Origin of the sequence: Natrarchaeobius chitinivorans (assembly GCF_003841505.1) — an archaeon.
In the GTDB taxonomy this organism is placed as follows: Archaea; Halobacteriota; Halobacteria; order Halobacteriales; family Natrialbaceae; genus Natrarchaeobius; species Natrarchaeobius chitinivorans.
The window spans coordinates 15,665-33,779 of sequence record NZ_REGA01000005.1 but is presented as its reverse complement, the minus strand read 5'-3'; the positions used below and the strand labels follow the sequence as shown (position 1 = coordinate 33,779).

The 18,115-nt window shown below is 57.6% G+C and carries 13 protein-coding genes; 6 read left to right on the top strand and 7 right to left on the bottom strand.

Features of this window, described 5'->3' with window-relative positions; translation table 11 throughout:
- Positions 1-224: 224 nt before the first annotated feature.
- Positions 225-680, top strand: coding sequence for a hypothetical protein (locus EA473_RS07670; protein ID WP_124195081.1), 456 nt, complete (start codon positions 225-227; stop codon positions 678-680).
- 318 nt (positions 681-998) lie between these two features.
- Here the strand turns inward: EA473_RS07670 and EA473_RS07665 are convergent, their stop codons facing one another.
- The gene (locus EA473_RS07665) at positions 999-2,282 is read right to left on the bottom strand and encodes a Cdc6/Cdc18 family protein (protein WP_124195080.1); all 1,284 of its coding nucleotides are present in this window, start codon (positions 2,280-2,282) and stop codon (positions 999-1,001) included.
- A gap of 1,758 nt (positions 2,283-4,040) precedes the next feature.
- Positions 4,041-4,793, bottom strand: coding sequence for an IclR family transcriptional regulator (locus EA473_RS07660; RefSeq protein ID WP_165875224.1), 753 nt, complete (start codon positions 4,791-4,793; stop codon positions 4,041-4,043).
- Between the two features lie 426 nt (positions 4,794-5,219).
- Between EA473_RS07660 and EA473_RS07655 the strand changes: the two genes are divergently transcribed.
- Both EA473_RS07655 and gfo6 read left to right on the top strand, forming a co-directional pair.
- A complete protein-coding gene (locus EA473_RS07655) occupies positions 5,220-6,083 on the top strand; it encodes a methylenetetrahydrofolate reductase (RefSeq protein ID WP_124195078.1) in 864 nt (287 codons plus the stop codon).
- 302 nt (positions 6,084-6,385) lie between these two features.
- The gene (gene gfo6, locus EA473_RS07650; protein ID WP_124195077.1) at positions 6,386-7,444 is read left to right on the top strand and encodes a D-xylose 1-dehydrogenase Gfo6; all 1,059 of its coding nucleotides are present in this window, start codon (positions 6,386-6,388) and stop codon (positions 7,442-7,444) included.
- 202 nt (positions 7,445-7,646) lie between these two features.
- On the opposite strand, the gene EA473_RS07645 is transcribed toward gfo6, so the two are convergent.
- The 3 genes from EA473_RS07645 to EA473_RS07635 form a co-directional block, all read right to left on the bottom strand.
- Positions 7,647-8,774, bottom strand: a complete 1,128-nt coding sequence (locus EA473_RS07645) for a mandelate racemase/muconate lactonizing enzyme family protein (RefSeq protein ID WP_124195076.1) — start codon at positions 8,772-8,774, stop codon at positions 7,647-7,649.
- Positions 8,775-8,858: 84 nt separating this feature from the next.
- Positions 8,859-9,590, bottom strand: coding sequence for a fumarylacetoacetate hydrolase family protein (locus tag EA473_RS07640; protein WP_124195075.1), 732 nt, complete (start codon positions 9,588-9,590; stop codon positions 8,859-8,861).
- Between the two features lie 50 nt (positions 9,591-9,640).
- The gene (locus tag EA473_RS07635; protein ID WP_124195074.1) at positions 9,641-10,729 is read right to left on the bottom strand and encodes a Gfo/Idh/MocA family protein; all 1,089 of its coding nucleotides are present in this window, start codon (positions 10,727-10,729) and stop codon (positions 9,641-9,643) included.
- A gap of 129 nt (positions 10,730-10,858) precedes the next feature.
- Between EA473_RS07635 and EA473_RS07630 the strand changes: the two genes are divergently transcribed.
- A complete protein-coding gene (locus EA473_RS07630) occupies positions 10,859-12,121 on the top strand; it encodes a mandelate racemase/muconate lactonizing enzyme family protein (protein ID WP_124195073.1) in 1,263 nt (420 codons plus the stop codon).
- Between the two features lie 327 nt (positions 12,122-12,448).
- Here the strand turns inward: EA473_RS07630 and EA473_RS07625 are convergent, their stop codons facing one another.
- Positions 12,449-14,815, bottom strand: coding sequence for a TIM-barrel domain-containing protein (locus EA473_RS07625; protein WP_124195072.1), 2,367 nt, complete (start codon positions 14,813-14,815; stop codon positions 12,449-12,451).
- A 150-nt stretch (positions 14,816-14,965) separates the two neighbouring features.
- Entirely contained in the window at positions 14,966-15,613 is a 648-nt protein-coding gene (locus EA473_RS07620; protein WP_165875223.1) for a histidine phosphatase family protein, read from the bottom strand.
- 194 nt (positions 15,614-15,807) lie between these two features.
- On the opposite strand from EA473_RS07620, the gene EA473_RS07615 reads away from it, so the two are divergent.
- Together EA473_RS07615 and EA473_RS07610 are read left to right on the top strand one after the other, a co-directional pair.
- Positions 15,808-17,187 (top strand): ABC transporter substrate-binding protein, encoded by a 1,380-nt coding sequence (locus tag EA473_RS07615; protein WP_165875222.1) that lies wholly within the window; start codon positions 15,808-15,810, stop codon positions 17,185-17,187.
- A gap of 16 nt (positions 17,188-17,203) precedes the next feature.
- Positions 17,204-18,094 carry a carbohydrate ABC transporter permease gene (locus EA473_RS07610; RefSeq protein WP_124195069.1) on the top strand — a complete coding sequence of 297 codons (891 nt, stop codon included), beginning with the start codon at positions 17,204-17,206 and terminating at the stop codon, positions 18,092-18,094.
- Positions 18,095-18,115 lie beyond the last annotated feature (21 nt).

Genomic DNA, 18,115 nt, shown 5'->3' with positions numbered 1-18,115 from the left:
TCCAGGCGCTCACACCTCACTCAGCGGGTCGATTTCGATGTGGTTGAACTATCCGATCAGTAGCAATCGACCGCCGTCATTTGTGCGCCCGGAAACAACTGTCGCAACTGCAACTGTTCGCTTGCTCCGACGGTAAAAATCTGAATTCAATCCAATTTTGAACTACTCGAGAAAACGGAGTGTCCACCTTATTTATCGATTCCTTGTGGGCTCGAACGCACGCTATGAAAGCACCAGATCTCGATCGACGCCAGTTCACGAAAGCGCTCGGCGTTGGTATGGTTGCAGCGATCGCAGGCTGTATGGAAGACCAGGACGACGACGAAGACGGATTCGGCGACGAGGACGACGGCGAAGACGGGTTTGGGGATGACGACGGCGAAGACGGTTTCGACGATGAAGAGGGCGACGACGAAGACGGGTTCGGCGATGAGGACGACGACGAAACCGAATTGGGTGATGAAGACGGCGATGACAATGAACTGGGCGACGAAGACGGCGATGACAATGAACTGGGCGACGAAGACGGCGATGACAATGAACTGGGCGACGAAGACGGCGATGACAATGAACTGGGCGATGAAGACGGCGACGACGATGAACTGAGCGACGGGGAAGACGAGAACGAATCCATAGACGGAGGTGACGAAGACGAAGTGTCCGACGAAGACGGCGAATAATCACCCCCAGAGAACCAGTAGCGATCCGTCGCAAAACGAAAGAGAGAGTCGGATCGAAGCGGCGTCAGTAGAATCGGTCCGAAACAACCCGGTGTCAGTAGAATCGGTCCGAAACAACCACTTCGAACGTTTTTGGAGATAGTGTATTGATTGAAGACATTTTAGTAGCCACTGGAAGTCACTACACACCTGATCACACGACCGCTGTGCGTTGGGTGTGTAAATAGTCCCAGTTACTATACCGCCGAAAATAATCGATGTACACTCCGGCGAAAGAATACGGTGATCAGTCAGTGGCGTTACAGCAGTTTTCCTGAGTTATTTTTCGATCCCACGAACGTCGATGTCCAACCACCGGAGGTCCCGATCCGCGAACGCGTCTTTGACCTTTTGTGGATCGACGTCGTCACTGAACTCGTGTTCGTTCCACTGTCCACCACCGGCACCCTTGTTGTGATCGATCGTATTCACGAAGCCAAACATCACGAGCTTTGAGAGGTGGTTGAACATCCCCCGCTGAGTGAGCGGATCCTTTCCGCTCTCCTCGTTGTACGAACGAACGACTCGAGCGTACGCGGCGTGAATCGTACGGGTGCGAGCTGGTGTGAGATCGGCGCTATCGAGGTGTGCGAGCGCTTTCAATATGTACAGTTTTTCGTCGTCCTGGTCGACGATCGATTCGACGATGTTACCGTATTCTAGATCCTTATCGGCCTGGCGAATGTGTCTCTCCTGAATTTGCTCCGAACCGTCTTCCTCCGCGATTTCTGCCGATCGACGGAGCAATCGAATCGCTCGCCGAGCGCTCCCGGATGCCTCCTGATAGGCGAGAGCCGAACACAAGGATATCGTCTCCTGGCTGTACGCTCCATCGTAGAGTGCCAAGTCCGCCCGGGCCCCGAGTATCTCCGAGAGTTCTTCGGCATCGTACGCTGGGAACTTGATTTCAGTCTCACACAGGCTGTCTTTTACCTTGGGGGACAGGTTCTTTCTGAACGTATAGTCGTTGCTGATCCCAATGACACCGACTCGCACATTATCAACGTACCCGATATCCCTAGATCGAGGTAATTCATAGAGGAGTGTATCATCGTCGCCGATTTTGTCTACTTCGTCCAGAATGACAAGTACGGTCCCATCGAGCTCGTCGAGTTCGTCGTACATGATGTCGTAGACGTCCTGGGGCGCATAGCCCGTCCCAGTAATGCGATTACCTTGATCGCGTAACCGATTCACGATACCTACCGCAACCTGATACGACGAGGTCTTGTGATCCGCTGTTGTGAAATTTTCGCAGTTAATCCAGACGACATTCAACGTGATCTGTTCATCATCGGGTAGCTGGTCGTTCTTCCGTTCGATATCGTGCTCGAGGTTTTCCCGGAGGTATTTCGTCGCGGCCGTCTTTCCGACACCAGTATCACCATACAAGAAGGCGTTCTGGGGCGGCCGACCCTTGTAGATGGGTTTGAAGACGCTCGTGTACTGGTCGAGAACGTCATCCCGACACAGGATTCGTTCGGGAGTATAATCTTCCTCGAGGACTTCCGCGTTTTTTATCAGTTCGACGTCGTCCGCGAAGATCGAATCAACGTCATCCATGATAGTACAGACAGTGACGCCGACCCACATTAATCTTTCCTGAGTTTCCTGAGTTTCTCGAGTTACAGCTCGAGCAGCGTTCGAGTAGCGTTCGACTATCGAAGACTCTCACACAGCGGTTTTCCTGAGTTCGCGACGAGAATCTCTGATGACAACGAAGGCTGATGTCCCCACACATATAAAGGGACGTCAGAGATCGAGAGAATATCTCAGGAAAATCGCTGTCCGACACTCTCACGTCCCGCATTCTTCGAGTCCGTTTGACTCTACTAGTATTACCTATACCATAAATCATATAATAAAGGTTCAGATCTACGATTGCTCGACCTGAACTGGAGCATTCCGTACTCTAGTAAATCGTACACGCAAACCCCGGAAACACACGGTCTCCCCGTTCCACTGCGATGACCTCGAGTAACCCAACCCACTCTTTCGAGTGGATTACTCAGGAAAACCGCTGTGTGAGAGGGGGAGATTCAAGGAAAGATTCCCAGAAGTCGATACGACCTCGGGAATACCCTGGCTCTCGGGATAGAAGAGTAGGTCGGACACCATCTTTCCGGTGAAGAACTGGCTCTGAGCACTGATTGCATCAGTCTATCAACTCTCTGCAATGACCGTCTCACTATCCAACGTATTGTGCCCACTCCAGAAGTGATCCAGTACCATCGTTGTCACAAGTATGGCCTGTACTTAAACGTATAAAGTCATTTCAACACCTCAATAGTTGGTGTACATATATAACAAATTGCATGCAATAATGGAGATATTCAGTACTGAAAACATTATATTATATTCTCTATTCGGCTGTATATCGCATTTATATGGGTCATGAGTGGTATTACACTTATTAAAGCGTAGGAACAGAGACAATATGTGATACTATAAGTAAGGATTTAATCAACATATAATATATTTTAACTGATAGTAAATCACGGGAAGTAGGGTAACCCACTTCTAACTTCTCTTATTCATTCGAACATATCATATACGTACGTCTATACTCTCCCCGTTTCCCCAATATATTACATACGTACGATCGTAATCCAACCGTGTGATTTGATACACACCGGTTATCACCGCTCTCTCTCGACTATTTCTGGTCTGTCGTACCGATTTGCCGGTTGGTTGCACCCGTCCCCGGCCCCACCGCCAACGCCCCACAGCAGTGCGAATCGTTCGGTGGCTACTATAGAATCGCACGAGAGGTGTTCACTGTGTACCATCGGTAAACAGCCTGGATTGCGGAGTGAAACGATGTGAGTGAGACAAGAACCGAATGGCTTTGTGAGCTGCTGTAACTGAAGTGAGGTAATTCGACTCGAGTGTTCGGTTGTACGAGTGAACTGATGTGTACACAGGTCGCCTGGTCCACGATAGTGATCCGGGTTCGCCACTCGGATCGAAACCGGGTTTGCCACTCGAATCGAAGATTGAGTAGGTATAAGCCGAGGCTCACGAAATGTGCAGCGGCTGGGATAATGCGGAAGCACCAGTCCAAGCAGACATCGACAGGGATCAAATTCTGCTCCGATACGGACTACTGCGAGCCATTACCGGTACGACTATTCCCATCTGTGGCCGATCGGCAAATAGTTGCAACAGACTGTATGAGAGCTGAACCGAGTTAATGAGGAGAATCGATAGATGGGGATAATCGATGGATGGGGGTAATCGAGCCAAAAACTGGTTTACATATCGGGTGCGGCGATCGGGGCCATCCCAAAAACGGGAGTAGTTGTTTACTCGGGGTAAAAGCTACTGATAGACGATATTCAATTCGATTACGTTTGCTTTCTCGATAACTGCATTTTTGAGTTCTGACTTCCGGCGTTCGACCTGAGACGATGGCCCCGAGACGCTCAGTGCCCCGGCGACCGTCGAATCACCGTGAATCGGAACCGCGATACACTTGACGCCCTGAAGATACTCTTCGTCATCGGTGGCGAATCCGCGTTCTCGTACGTTCGAGAGTCGGTCCAGCAATTCGTCACTGTCCGTGATCGTATTCGGCGTTTCCGGCTCTAGTCCACGAGAAGTGATGATATCGGATACCTGTGACTCGGGAAGATGTGCGAGTATCGCCTGGCCGAGACCAGTTGCGTGCAGCGGTGCTCGGTCCCCGGCGATGGCCTGAAGATTGATCGATTCGCTTCCAGAGATAGAACAGAGGTAGACGCCGTAGTCACCTTCTTTTACCATCAAATTGGCCAGTAACCCGGTTTCTTCGGCCAGGTTTCGGACTTCCTGGTGGCCGTGTTCGTAGAGTCGGTCACCTCTCAACATGCGTTGGCCTACTTCGACGAATCGATAGGTGAGGCGGTATTGATCGTTTTCGTTGATGACTAACCCGTGATTTCGAAGGGTATTCAGGTGAACGAAAATCGTACTTTTGGGAATATCGAGACGATTCGAAAGCTCAGTCACTCCGGATGGCCCGTTTCTGGAAAGCGTATTGACGATCTCCACCGTCGTCCCGAGTGCGTCGACCGTGTTGTTTGGGTCCGGCATACGTAGAGCCACGAACTGATGGACCATGAATGTGTTTATTCCGGGTAAACGGGGTCGCGGTATGCTGTGCCGATAGACTGAACGGCCTGTCGGTATTCTGTACTCGGGACACCAATACCGCGTCATGGACCGACAAGAGTAGGAGGCTATCCGGCGTCAGGATCGTTCAGCACGAATATGTGGCGATCAAAAATCGGGTAGTAGTCGAAATTCCTCGTACGTGAGCGCTCGGTCGACAAAAGGTTCTATAGTAGCCACTGAAAGTCAATGCACACCCGATCGCATGGCGGCTATGCGATCGGTGTGTAAATCGTTTCAGTTGTTACTATAGGTGGATACGCTCGACCGACAGAGATTCTATCGAATACGCCCGGTCGACAATGTCACACCGAAAAGATAAACACGCCCTGAGAGGTGACTACCTGTATGCCGCGTAACCCTGGCGTGCCGGAACAGCGTGATGCAGTTCAAACGTTACTCGAGGACGTGACCTTCGATCTGAACTCGATCGATTCGTTCGAGCAGGCGTTGACGAACATCCCGGACGGAGAAACGATCGCGGTTACGCTCGCGCCGAAAAACGGAATCGAACCAACGATCGAACGGTCCGTCTCCGCCGCGACACAGGGGTACGATGTCGTTCCCCACATCGGTGCACGGTTTATCTCCGATCGCGACGAACTCGATGAGATCGCCCAGCGACTGTTGGATGCCGACATAACCAATATATTCGTTCCGGGTGGGGATCTGGACGAACCGGTCGGGGATTTCTCTTCGGCGTACGAACTGCTCGTCGCGTTAGACGAGCTGGGGCATTCGTTCGAGGAAGTGGGTATCGGTGGATATCCGACGGGTCACGAATTCCTCGAGGATAGCGTTTTGCGATCGGCGATGGAGAAGAAAAAGGCGTACGCGACCTACATCGTCACACAGCTCAGTTTCGACTCGACTGCCATCATCGAGTGGATCAATAGAATCCGTAATCGGGGCATCGAACTTCCGGTCGAGGTCGGGATCCCGGGCGTGATGAATTACTGGCAGTTGATGTCGCTCTGTCGCAGGTGGGGGATCGCCGAACCGCTCCAGTTTTTGCGGAAGACGACCGGGTTCGTCGGATTCGCGACGGAGCTCATCAGAGCGAAGGGGAAGTACAAACCCGATGAACTGATCGACGATCTCTCCGCATACGTCGACGACGAACAGTTCAATATCGGCGGCCTCCGTCTGTATACGTTCAATCAGACTGCGACCACGGAGGCGTGGCGACAGAGCCGGTTGAACGGTGCGTGAGCGTCGACTTCGGAGGAGGTCAACGCCGTTCTACAGGCCGTCCGATTGCAACTCCTGATAGGTCGTCCGATTGCAACTCCTGATAGGTCCTCCGATTGCGATTTCTTGTAAGTCGGTCCGGGTTAGAGTGGAAGGCTCGAGACGATATCGGTGAACGAAGAACCTCGAGGCGTTCGATCCGCTGGGACCCAAACCCACGAGTGGATACGACCGGCTATGACGCAATACCCTCAACTGTCTGTGGCCCGCGACCGCCGTTCGTCTTGGGTAATTATATGGCTCTGAAGCGATCATGGAAGAGTATGTATCCACCATCGTACGAGGAGTTTTCACAGCGAGACTGGGACGACGAGACGGTCGAGGGGACGCTTTCGTTTGCACTGGTCGGGCTGGGAGGGTTCACGCGGGAGTGGGTCGTTCCGGCGATCGACGGATCGGAGTACGCGGAAACGACGTGTGTCGTCAGCGGTGACTCGGAGAAAGCACAGGAGGTCGCGGAAACCGCCGACGCCGACGTCTCACTGACGTATGAGGAATTCGAGAACGGCGTCGACAGCGACGCGTACGATGCGGTGTACATCGCGACGCCAAACGCCACTCACCTCGATCTCACCGAAGCGGCGGCGGAACACGAAAAACACGTCCTCTGTGAGAAGCCGATGGAGATTTCGGCCGATCGGTCCCGCCAGATGGTCGATCGCTGTGAAGAGGAGGGGGTCTCACTGATGATCGCCTACCGAATCCACTTCGAGCCCGCGATGCGATGGGTACGAGACCTGCTCTCGTCTGGGGAGATTGGCGACCCGGTACACGTCCGGGGAAGCATGTCCCAGCCGATCTTCGAGATGATCGGACCCGATCCCGATCAGTGGCGATTGAATCCGGAACTCTCCGGCGGAGCAGCGTTGATCGATCTCGGGATCTATCCGCTGAACACGACGCGGTTTCTGCTGGACGCCGATCCGGTCGCAGCGGACGGTCGATCGCGTTCCCCGACCGACGGGTTCGAGAGCGTCGACGAACACGTCGCGTTCACCGTCGAATTCGAGAACGGAGTGCTGGGATCGTACACGGCCAGCCAGAACGCAGCGATATCGAGTCACCTCCACGTCACGACGACGGACGGAGAAATCCGAATCGAGCCCGCCTTCTTCGGGGACGTCGACGTCAGCATCACTGACGGGGAACGACGGACGACGGTCACCTTCGAGGAGGCAAACGCGATCCGGGCGGAGTTCGACTACTTCGCATCGCGAGTGTTGAACGACCGGCCGCTCGAACCCGACGGTGAGCACGGACTCGTCGACATGGAAGCGATCGAGTCGATCTACGAATCCGACGACGTACTCGAGCCAATATAGTTCCGTTCTCCCCTCGAAACCGAGCGGAAATCTGTCGGATCGTTTTCAGGAACAGAGCGGAAACCGTACCGGATCGTTTCCAGAAACAGAGCGGAAATCTGTCGGATCGTTTCCAAAACCGAGCGGAAATCGTACCGGATCGCTTTACGAATTTTCGCGCGCCGTCGCCGAGACGGGAGTCCGAAACCGGTTGTCCCAGGAGTTATTCGTCGTCGACTTTCGCCGCTTCGATCGCGTCCCAGTCGAGTTCGACGCCGAGTCCGGGTCCGTTCGGCGGCGAGATGTAGCCGTCCTCGTGGGTAAGCGGGGACTCGAGCATGAAGTCTCGCGCCTGTTCGTCCCAGGCGGGTGGTTCGAGCGGGTACTCACACCACCGGGAGTCGCTCGCTGCGATGAGATGGAGGTTCGCGGCGAGTCCGAGGCCGTTCGACCACGTGTGGGGCGCAAACTCGCGTCCGTGCAGGCGGGCCATCTCCGCGACGGTCTTGCCGCCACGAATACCGGTCGCGAAGACCGCGTCGGGCTGGTAAATGTCGAGCGAATCGTGGTCGAGATATTCCCGAAACGGGGTGAGTCCGGAGTTGGATTCGCCGCCGGCGATGGCGATGGACGTGTTCCGTCGCAGTTCGGCGAGCCGGTCGTACTGGTCCTGTGGAAGCGGCTCTTCGAGCCACGCGACGCCGCCGATCTCTTCGAGTTCCGTTGCGACGTACAGCGCCTCGGTCTGTGACCAGCGCCGCTCGTCGCCTCGCATGCGGATGCTCCATCCCATATTGGCGTCGACCATAAGCGTCAGGTCGGGGAACTCCTCGCGGACGGCGCGGGCGACCGCGAGGTCGTCGTCGGGATCCTCGGACTGGAACCGAAGCTTGACGGCCTGAATCCCCTCGTCGACGCAGTTTTGAACGTATTCGAGTCGCTCCTCTGTGGGTTGTACTTCGCCGGTACTCGCGTAGACGGGAACCTGGCGGTCCCGTCCGCCGAGAAGCTTGTAGATCGGCTTCCCGACGTCTTTGCCGATGATGTCCCAGAGCGCGATTTCGATGTGCCACGGATCCGGACCGAGGAAGTTGAGCGAATTGAGTTTCGTTCGGATCGCGTCGAGTTCGTACGGATCCATTCCCTCGAGGAACTCGAGGAACCCGTCGTCCGTCTCGTAGCCGCCGGGGGTGGTGGCCGTCGCCGAAATCCCGGTGATCCCCTCGTCCGTCTCGACTTCGAACAGTTCCACGACGAGCGTCGACTGGGTGAACTCCGGAATCCAGGTGGGGTCGTATCCCCCGTCGAGTTCGTACGCCAGGCGATGCTGATTAATATCGGTAATCTTCATTGAGCGTTCGTCACCACCTACACCGTCTCGATAATGGGTAATAAGTCGTTGGGATCGACGCTTCCGGATCGGCTCCGAGAGTGATCAGGAGAGGTCGACGCCGTGTTCGAGGGTCCCGATCCCCTCGATCTCGACTTCGACGTGGTCGCCGTCGGCGAGCGGTCCGACGCCGGCGGGAGTGCCCGTGATGACGATGTCGCCGGGCTCGAGCGTGAGGTAGGTCGTGATCTCTTCGATCAGTTCGGGAATCGAGAAGATCAGCTCCGAGCGCGAGGACGACTGCTTGGTTTCGCCGTTTACGCGGAGTTCGATGCTCGCGTCGTCTGGGACGTGATCGGGGGTCGCGACGACCGGGCCGACGGGTGCGGCACCGTCGAACGCCTTTCCGCGCACCCAGTTCTGTTCTTCGTACTGGTCGTCGCGGTTCGAGACGTCGTTCGCGCAGGTGAAGCCGCGAACTAAGTCCATGGCGTCGTCCGCGTCGACGTGTCGACACTGGCGGTCGATGACGACGCCTAGTTCGGCTTCGAAGTCGATCTGATCTTTACCCGACGGCGGGGAGACGGTGTCGCCGTGACCGGCGAGCGTGTTCGGTCCCTTCAGGAACAGCCACGGCCGCTCCGGCAGGTCCATTCCGCTCTCTTCTGCGTGGTCCTCGTAGTTGAGGCCGATACAAACGATCTTCGACGGGTCCGAGGGAGGAAGGATCCGGACGTCTGCCGGATCGTACTCCTGGTCGCCGAATTCGATCGTTCCGTCTATCCACTCTCCGGTGCGCGTCGTTCCTGCTGGATCGATAAATCTGACCTGTCGCATGGATCGACGTTTGCACTACCTAGTCAAAAAGGCACCGAGATTGACCGCAGTTACCAGGATTTGATTCGGACGTCTCTCAGGGGGCCAGCGAGGGGCAGATCGACTTTCGACCCCGTCGTATCCGAAACGTAGATACCGACGATGATCTCGAGGGATCGAAGTGCCTCCTCGCCGCTGGAGATGTTGGTCGCGTCTCCGGCGACGAGGTCGGCGAGGTGTTCGGCCGCGTTGGCGAACCCCTGTGCGTAGTCGTCGGCACTGACGGAGAAGTCTGGAAGCGGCGTCTCCTCGTGACTGCCGTCGACCAGATCCCAGTATCGCCATTCGCCGGTCGGGATGTCGATGCTCAACCGACCGTCGGTGCCGATAATCTGGTACGCCATCGTCGAAATGTCCCGGGGATTCGTACAGTCGATGGTGAAGAACGCGCCGTTGTCGAGAACGATCATGCCGCCACCGCCGGTATCGTCGACCGTCTCCGAAACCTCGAGGGCGCTGTTTGCCTCGTTGCCGTCGGTCAGGTGGCCCGTGACTTCGACGGCGTCGGCATCGGTGAGATACGTGACGGTATCGAGCACGTGCGTCGAGTTTCGAACGAGTTCCATCCGGAACTGGGCGTTGACAGAGCGGACGTCGCCGATGAGATCCTCCTCGTAGACGAGTTCGCGCAGGCGCTGCATGCTCGGCGTAAACCGAGAGGTGTGATTGATCACGAGTTCGGTTCCGGTGTCCGAACAGACCTCGACCATGTTCTCTGCGTTCGTCAGACTCGAGGCGATCGGTTTCTCACACCAGATGGCGTCCGGTGCGGCCGGTGACTGGGCGGCGTCGACGACGTGATCGTGGTGGAGGAACGTCGGCGAACACACCGAGACGATATCCAGGTCCTCGTTTTCGAGCATCTCCGTGTGGCTCGCATAACGGCTACTCGTCGGAATGTCCCACAGCGAGCCGAACGTTTCCAGTTTCGATTCGTCGACGTCGGCGACCGCGACCAGTTCGATCCGGTCGCTGCGTTCGTAGGCACCCGCGTGACTCTCGTCGACTTTCTGTTCGCCGATCTCGTCGGCATCGTGCATCCCGAGGAGGCCGAGTCCAGCGACTCCACCCGTACCGATAATTCCGGCCTGTAGTACCATAGGTTGGTCTCCATCGGTCGTTGGGAACTCTTCTATAAGAAAGTAGGGGGTATATTATGAGCGGCTTTCATATCTGTCGAGGAGCGATGCCAAACGATTAAGTTGCGCTTAGACGAGTCTCAGATAGCGATGACAGACCAAGACGACGAGTACGTCATCCCCCCGGGGGGAGGCGTACCGTGGCGCGACCTGCAGATGACCGAATCGAACCGGCCGTCCGAACGGGACCTCGAGATCACCGACGTCTCGCGACTCGTCGTCCAGGGGAACTTCCCCTGGAGCCTCGTGAAGGTAGAAACCGACGCGGGTATCACCGGAATCGGCGAGACGTTCGTCGGCGAGGAGTCGAGCGACGTCGCACGACGCGTCGGCGAACTGATCGTCGGGGAGAATCCGCTGGACATCGACCGGTTGATGGACCACCTGGAACAGGAGCGAACGGGGACGGGCGCGTTCGGCCGCTCGGCGTTCGCCGGGATCGAAATCGCCCTCTGGGACATCAAAGGGAAGCTGCTCGACGTTCCCGTCTACGAGTTGCTGGGCGGGAAGTACCGCGACGAAGTACAGATCTACTGTGACACTCACGCTGGGGAATCCCTCGCGCAGGCACAGAAACTCGATCCCCAGGACGTCTACACGCCGGAGTCCTACGCCCGAGCAGCCCGAAATGTAGTCGACGAGGGGTACACCGCCCTGAAGTTCGATCTCGACGTTCGGACCCACCGGGAGATAGACACCGCCTCGAGGCGACTCGACAACGAATCTATCGAGCACAAGGCGTCGCTCATCGAGGCCGTCCGCGAGGAGATCGGCTACGAGATCGACCTTGGAGTCGACCTCCACTGGAACTTCACCGTCGAGAGCGCGATCCGACTCGGGAAGAAACTCGAGCCGTTCGACCTCGCGTGGATCGAAGATCCGATCCCGCCCGAGAAGACGGACGGACACCGCCGGATCGCCCAGGCGCTCGATACCCCGATTCTCACCGGGGAAAACGTCACGACCGTCGCTGGATTCCAGAACCTCCTCCAGAACGACGGGGTCGACGTCGCCGCGCCGGACGTGAACAAGACCGGCGGACTCCGCGACCTCCAGCGGGTCGCGACGCTGTGTGATCTGTACGGCGTCCCGCTTGCGCCACACAACATCTCGAGTCCGGTCGGGACGGTAGCAGGCGTCCACTTCGCCGCGTCGATTCCGAACTTCCTCGCACTCGAGTTCCACGCGGCTGACGTGCCGTGGTGGGAGGACCTCGTCCAGCGAGTCGACGGAAGCGGCCCGATCATCGAGGACGGCTACGTCGACCTGCCGGAAGGTCCCGGTCTCGGAATCGAACTCAACGACGACGTCGTCGAACGCTACCTCACCGACGAGTTCGACGGCTGGGAGTGATACGGTTTACTGTACGTCATTTCCGGCGCAACCGCGAGCCAGGCGACGGTTACGCCGGTGAATCGTTCCAGTAATCCGTATGAGTCCCGGTCGTCGTCCGACGAACGGACCGATACGCGAGCGCTGACGAACTCGGCCCAGGTTCTTTGAAAGGCTCGTTTTCGAGCACTCATACGGGTTTGCTGTACGTCATCTCCGAAGCCGCCCCCGTCTCGCGATCGCTCCGGTACAAGGGCAGCAATCCGTATCGGGCGTCGTTTTCCACCGAAACGCAGCGAGCAACCACGCAAGCAAAAAGAACGCTCCGCGGAAGCGAAAACCGCCCCGTTAGAACAGTGCCGTAACCGTCTCCGCCTCCTCGTCGTAGCTCCACTGACCGCTTTCGGGGTCGTCGGGGACGCGCTCGAGTCCCGTTCCGTTACACGAGATTTCGTCTGGTGCATCCGCTACCGCGTGGATCGTTACGCCGAAGTCGGCCGGGGTTCCGTCGACGTCGACGTCGATGGCGTCGCCGCCGGAAGCCGAACTGATAGAGACCGCCGTCCCTTCGGGATCCGTCTCGTAGACGGTCGTCTCGCAGTCGGTATCCCCGTCAGCGTCGAGAACCGTACGGAGCGTCACCCGATCGGCGGGGGTCTCGTCGACCCACTGGGTCGGCTCACGCGTCGGGATAGCGGTCTCACTGCGCTGGAAGACCGGCATCGTCTCGAGTGGCGCGTCGACCGTAACCGTCTGACTGCCGTCGTATCGCTCGCCGGTCCAGTAGTCGACCCACTCGCCTGGCGGGAGGTAGACGTCGCGTTCGTCCGTCGAGGAGAGGACCGGCGCGACCAGCAGGGAATCACCGAGCATGAGCTGGGTCTGTTCGCCGTAGACGGCACGGTCGTCCTGGAACTCGAGAACCAGCGGGCGGAGGACGGGAATGCCGGTCTCGGAGGCTTCGATCGACAGCCGGTGGAGATACGGGATGAGACGGTACCGTTCGCGTGCGTACCGGGTGACGATTTCGGCAGCCTCCTCGCCGTACTCCCACGGTTCTCGCGGTGTCGTCCCGTGGAATCTGGCGTGACTCAGGCCGAGCAAGCCGAACTGCGCCCAGCGGACGTACAGTTCCGGGGAGGGTTCGCCGTGGAACCCGCCGATGTCACAGCTCCAGAACCCGTACCCCGACAGCGAAATACTCAGTCCGCCCCGCAACGACGCCGCCATCGATTCGAACGTCGTGTTCGGGTCCCCACCCCAGTGGACGGGATACTGCTGGCCGCCGGTCCAGCCGGGCCGAGCCCACAGCAACGGGTCGACGCCCGCTTCGACCATGGCTTCGTGGACGGTGCCCGTGTACAGTAGTGAGTACTCGTTTCGTACCGCCGATCCGCTTCGGCCGTCTGACGTGATCGCATCAGTCGGCAGATACTCGCCGAAGTCGGTTTTGAACGCGTCGACGCCCATATCGAGCAGCTTCGCGTGTTTGTCCTTCCACCACTCTCGAGCGTCCGGGTTGGTGAAGTCGACGATACCACCTCGGTCGCTCGCCCAGCTCAGTCGGGTCAGCAAGTACGGTTCGCCGTCGGAGTTCGATACCAGATACCCGTTTTCGTACGCCTCGTCGAAGGCGTCCGTCTGGGAGAGAAGGTACGGATACTCCCAGAGACAGAGCTTGAACCCGTCGTCGTGAAGGTCGTCGATCATCCCTTCGGGATCGGGGAAGCTCTCTTCGTCCCAGACGAGATCACAGAGGTGTTCCGGTCGAAGCCACGGCGGATCGAGGTTGAACACGTCGCAGGGGAACTCTCGGCTCCGGATTTCGTCGGCGACTCCCTCGAGTTCATCGCGGTTCTGGTAGCCGAGGCGGGACATCCAGATACCGAGACTCCATTTCGGAACCGACCCCGGCCGTCCGGTAAGTCCGGTGTAGGTCTGGAGGACGTCCTTGAACGACGGCCCGTGACAGAAGACGAACGCGAGGGACTCGTCGTCGACCGTGATTTCTTTGGAGACCGACGAAGTGTGTCCGACGTCGAACGTGGTTCGCTTGACGGTGTCGACGAGGAGTCCGTAGCCGCGAGTCGAGACGAAAAACGGGACGTTCTTGTAGGACCGTTCGGTCTCGGCACCGTTTGGCTGGGTGATCCACGATTCGATCAACTGGCCGCGTTTGTCGAACTCGGTGAACTTCTCGCCGAACCCGTAGATGTGCTCGTCCGGAAAGAGCGTGAACGATCCGCTCGTCGAATCGATCCGGTACGGCCAGCGGTTGGTGCGCTCGAGGGAAAACCCGAGCGGGTCAGTGCGGCGCTCCTGTTTCGCCGTGAGGTCAGTATGCTGTTCGCGCAGCAGTTCGTCCCCGTCGCGTTCGTCGACTGCGAAGCGCCACTCGTCGAGACCGATCGTCACGACGAGTTCGTCCGTCCTGACGAGCAGGTCGCCGTCGCGCTCGCTGAGATCGACAGACGTCGGTTCGGAGACCGTCTCTGGAGAGATGTCGACGCCTTGCGCCCCGGAATCCGCCGTCGGCGATAGCTCGAATCGGAACGTACTTGGATTGTAGAACTCGAGGGTGACGACCGCGTCACTCTCGGGTAGTTCGTACTTGTCGACCTCGGCCGAGTGATCGTGATCGACCGTACACTCCAACGTTACGACGCCATCGGTACAGTCGTACCTATTCACCGTGGCGAGTGAAGCACGTGGCATACACCTACGTTGCGAGAGGGGTGGCTTATAACTAGTGACACTCGCTCGTTGAGCCGTATCCGAATCGAATTATACCCGAACGCAAGCCGTTCCGAACCGAATTATCCACCGGAGCAAGCCGTTCCGAACCGAATCCCGCCGGGGGGTCGGTCAGGCGGATTCGGTCTGGTCGTTCTCGAGGAAGTGGCGTCGATTACTGTTCTCGATCGAGTGATCGCCGTCCTCGACGCGGATTTCCGTGACCGAACAGTTCTCGAGGGAGACGTCTGCGATCGCGGTCTGGTAGTCCAGATCGTTCACGTACGCACAGATCTGACGGATGACACCGCTGTGAGTGACGATACACGATTCCGCCTCGGAGACGGATCGAACGTACTCGTCCCAGGCAGACCGGACGCGCTCGTCGAACGCCGCGTAGCTTTCACCGTCTTCGGGGGAGCGTTCGGCTGCCGCTTGGCCGTTTTCGAGGATCGCGTACTCGGGGTAGTCGGTGAAAAACGTCGAACTATCGAATCCCTGAAAGACGCCGAAGTCGCGTTCTCGCCAGACGTCGTCGAGTTCGATCGAGAGGTCTTCGAACGGCTGTTTCGACGCGATCGTTTCGGCAGTCTGGACCGCTCGAGGGAGATCGGAGGAGGCGATTCGATCGATTCCGGGATGGCTCTGTGCGAGATAGTCCGCGACCAGGCGGGCTTGCCTCCGTCCAACGTCGTCTAAATCGATGTACGCCCACCCCTGAATACGTCCCTCGTCGTTCCACTTGGTTTGACCGTGCCTCACGAGATAGATCCGCTTCATGAGCGCCACGACACAAACCTGGGTGTTAAATCTTCCCACCTCAGCAGGCAGGTGCTCCAGATGATCCCTTCTGACGCCGTTTATATTACTTTCTTCACGGATAGAAATTAGTCGTCGGTCGATTAGAGTCCCAAACATTTATTAGCAACTACTTCAATCACAAACCTGTTATGCAAGACAACGGACGGTGGAGAATGTCACACAGCACTCGACGTCAGTTTATCGGTGGAACTGGTGTTGCTGGGCTTGGTGCACTGGCTGGGTGTATCGGTGGCGACGGAAACGGGAACGGGAACGGAAACGGCAACGGCAACGGCAACGGGAACGGAAACGGAAACGGCAACGGCGACGTGCAACTCCCGGACGACATTACGATGTTGCACTTCGAGACGGACGACGACCGAAGGGCCGGTATCTCCGACCTCGGCGACCGTTTCGAGAGCGAAACCGGTGTCGAATTCAATCAGATCGTCAGTCAGGAAGGTGACCTGCCGACCGAAATTACTGCCGCGGTCGCAGCCGACAACCTCCCGAACGTCGCCTCGCTCCCGATGAGCGTAATGCACTCCGCGACGGACGCGATCGAACAGGAGAATGCAACGGCTATCATCGAATCCATCGGCGAGGATCGATTCTACGATAACCTCCTCGACCTCGTCCGCGTGCCCGACAGCGACGAGTACTACGGCGTTCCACTGTACACGTGGCCACAGTTGACCATCTACCGACCGGAGGTCTTCGACGAAATGGGGCTTCCCGAACCCCGAACGTGGGACGACCTCCTCGAGGCAGCAGAGGCACTTCACGATCCCGACAACAACCAGTTCGGGATCTTCTTCGGGACGGACAACGACCAGTACGCGACGCAGTGTTTCACTGGCTTTGCCCTCTCGAACAACGCGCGAGTATTCAGCGAGGACGGTGATATCATCTTCGACAGCGACGAGATGGTCGAAGCACTCGAGGTGTACGGCGAACTGGCCCAGTACACTCCCGACGGAGCCCAGGACGCAGGTGGAATCGGTCCAGCGTACGACAACGAACACGTCCACCTCTACTCCGGAAACGCGTTCAGCCTCTTTTTCAACTCGCTCGGCCTCGACGAAGGCGAGATGATGACCGACGGCGTCGTCGACAGCATCTCCCACGAGCGTGAGGCGACCTACGGTGAACTGGTCACGTTGAACACGATGACCGGACAGTCGGCGGGCGGATTCGAGGCGTCCGAACAGTGGTCCGAATTCCTGATCGGAGAGCCAGAGAACTACATCGACTGGTGTCACCTTCAGGTCGGTGGGTTCCAGCCGGTTCTCGAAGAAATTCCGGAAATGGACGAATACCAGGATCACGGTATCATCAGTAGCTGGCCGGAAGAACTTCGAGAAGAGACGCTTCCCAACGCGGTTCAGCGATCCGAACGGTTCGGATTCCGCGACGGAGAGGTCTTCCCGGAGATCGGTCAGATCACTGCGAACTTCCTGATCGCCACGGCGGTTCGTGACGTCGCACAGGGCGAAAACGCCCGGACCGTCGCCGAGGAAACGGCCGAGGAGATGCGCAGCCGAATCAGCTGAATAGAGTACTCAATCGATGTCTGTTATCTCTCAGACGAAACAGCGGTACGACAATCTGACGATCAAACAGAAGGAGGTGTATCTGGGCTACGCCCTCATCCTCCCGTCCGTCCTGCTCGTCGCGATTACGCTCGTCTATCCGTTGCTCTATAATTTCTATCTCAGCTTCACCGAGGTTCCGCTGACGCCGGCTGAATCTCCGGAGTGGATCGGCCTCGAGAACTACATGACGCTGATCTCGGATCCGGACTTCCTCGTGGCCCTCCGAAACACGTTCATCTTCACGCTGTTCAGTGACATCGGTGCGACAGTCATCGGTCTCGGCGTCGCATTGCTGTTTACGAAGGAGTTCTTCGGACGGCGTCTCGCGAGAGGGGTCGTGTTGCTGCCGTACATCGCACCGCTTATCGCGTCCGCGTTCGTCTGGCAGTGGATCTGGGACCCGACGTACGGCGTCGGCCAGTTCTTCTTCGCCGACCTCCTCGGGCTGTACGATAGCGGCACGGATCTTCGGAACTCGTTGACGATGGTCATCGTCTTCGAATCGTGGCGGTACTTCCCGTTCGCGTTCCTCCTGATCCTGGCTCGGCTGCAGTCGATCCCAGACGAGTTGTACGAAGCTGCGAAAGTCGACGGTGCCAGCAGATGGGCGCGATTCCGCGATATCACCCTTCCGGAACTGAAATACGTCATCGCGACCGTCTTCCTCATCCGGTGGATCTGGAACTTCAACGTCTTCGCCGACGTCTGGCTGTTCACGCGGGACGTCCCCGTACTGGGGGTATTCGTCTACCAGACCGGATTCAATCAGTTCGAGCAGGGAATCGCCGCAGCGACGTCGATGATCATGCTCGTGTTCCTGATGTTGTTCGTCGCGATCTACGTGACGTGGGTGATAGAATGGTAAGTATCGAACGAGGTATGAAAC

Coding starts and splice junctions, on each gene's coding strand:
- EA473_RS07635 (WP_124195074.1), bottom strand. CDS start 10,729: ATGGTACTACAGGCCGGAATTATCGGTACGGGTGGAGTCGCTGGACTC.
- EA473_RS07640 (WP_124195075.1), bottom strand. CDS start 9,590: ATGCGACAGGTCAGATTTATCGATCCAGCAGGAACGACGCGCACCGGA.
- EA473_RS07630 (WP_124195073.1), top strand. CDS start 10,859: ATGACAGACCAAGACGACGAGTACGTCATCCCCCCGGGGGGAGGCGTA.
- EA473_RS07665 (WP_124195080.1), bottom strand. CDS start 2,282: ATGGATGACGTTGATTCGATCTTCGCGGACGACGTCGAACTGATAAAA.
- EA473_RS07670 (WP_124195081.1), top strand. CDS start 225: ATGAAAGCACCAGATCTCGATCGACGCCAGTTCACGAAAGCGCTCGGC.
- EA473_RS07655 (WP_124195078.1), top strand. CDS start 5,220: ATGCCGCGTAACCCTGGCGTGCCGGAACAGCGTGATGCAGTTCAAACG.
- EA473_RS07645 (WP_124195076.1), bottom strand. CDS start 8,774: ATGAAGATTACCGATATTAATCAGCATCGCCTGGCGTACGAACTCGAC.
- EA473_RS07660 (WP_165875224.1), bottom strand. CDS start 4,793: ATGCCGGACCCAAACAACACGGTCGACGCACTCGGGACGACGGTGGAG.
- EA473_RS07615 (WP_165875222.1), top strand. CDS start 15,808: ATGTCACACAGCACTCGACGTCAGTTTATCGGTGGAACTGGTGTTGCT.
- EA473_RS07620 (WP_165875223.1), bottom strand. CDS start 15,613: ATGAAGCGGATCTATCTCGTGAGGCACGGTCAAACCAAGTGGAACGAC.
- EA473_RS07610 (WP_124195069.1), top strand. CDS start 17,204: ATGTCTGTTATCTCTCAGACGAAACAGCGGTACGACAATCTGACGATC.
- gfo6 (WP_124195077.1), top strand. CDS start 6,386: ATGTATCCACCATCGTACGAGGAGTTTTCACAGCGAGACTGGGACGAC.
- EA473_RS07625 (WP_124195072.1), bottom strand. CDS start 14,815: ATGCCACGTGCTTCACTCGCCACGGTGAATAGGTACGACTGTACCGAT.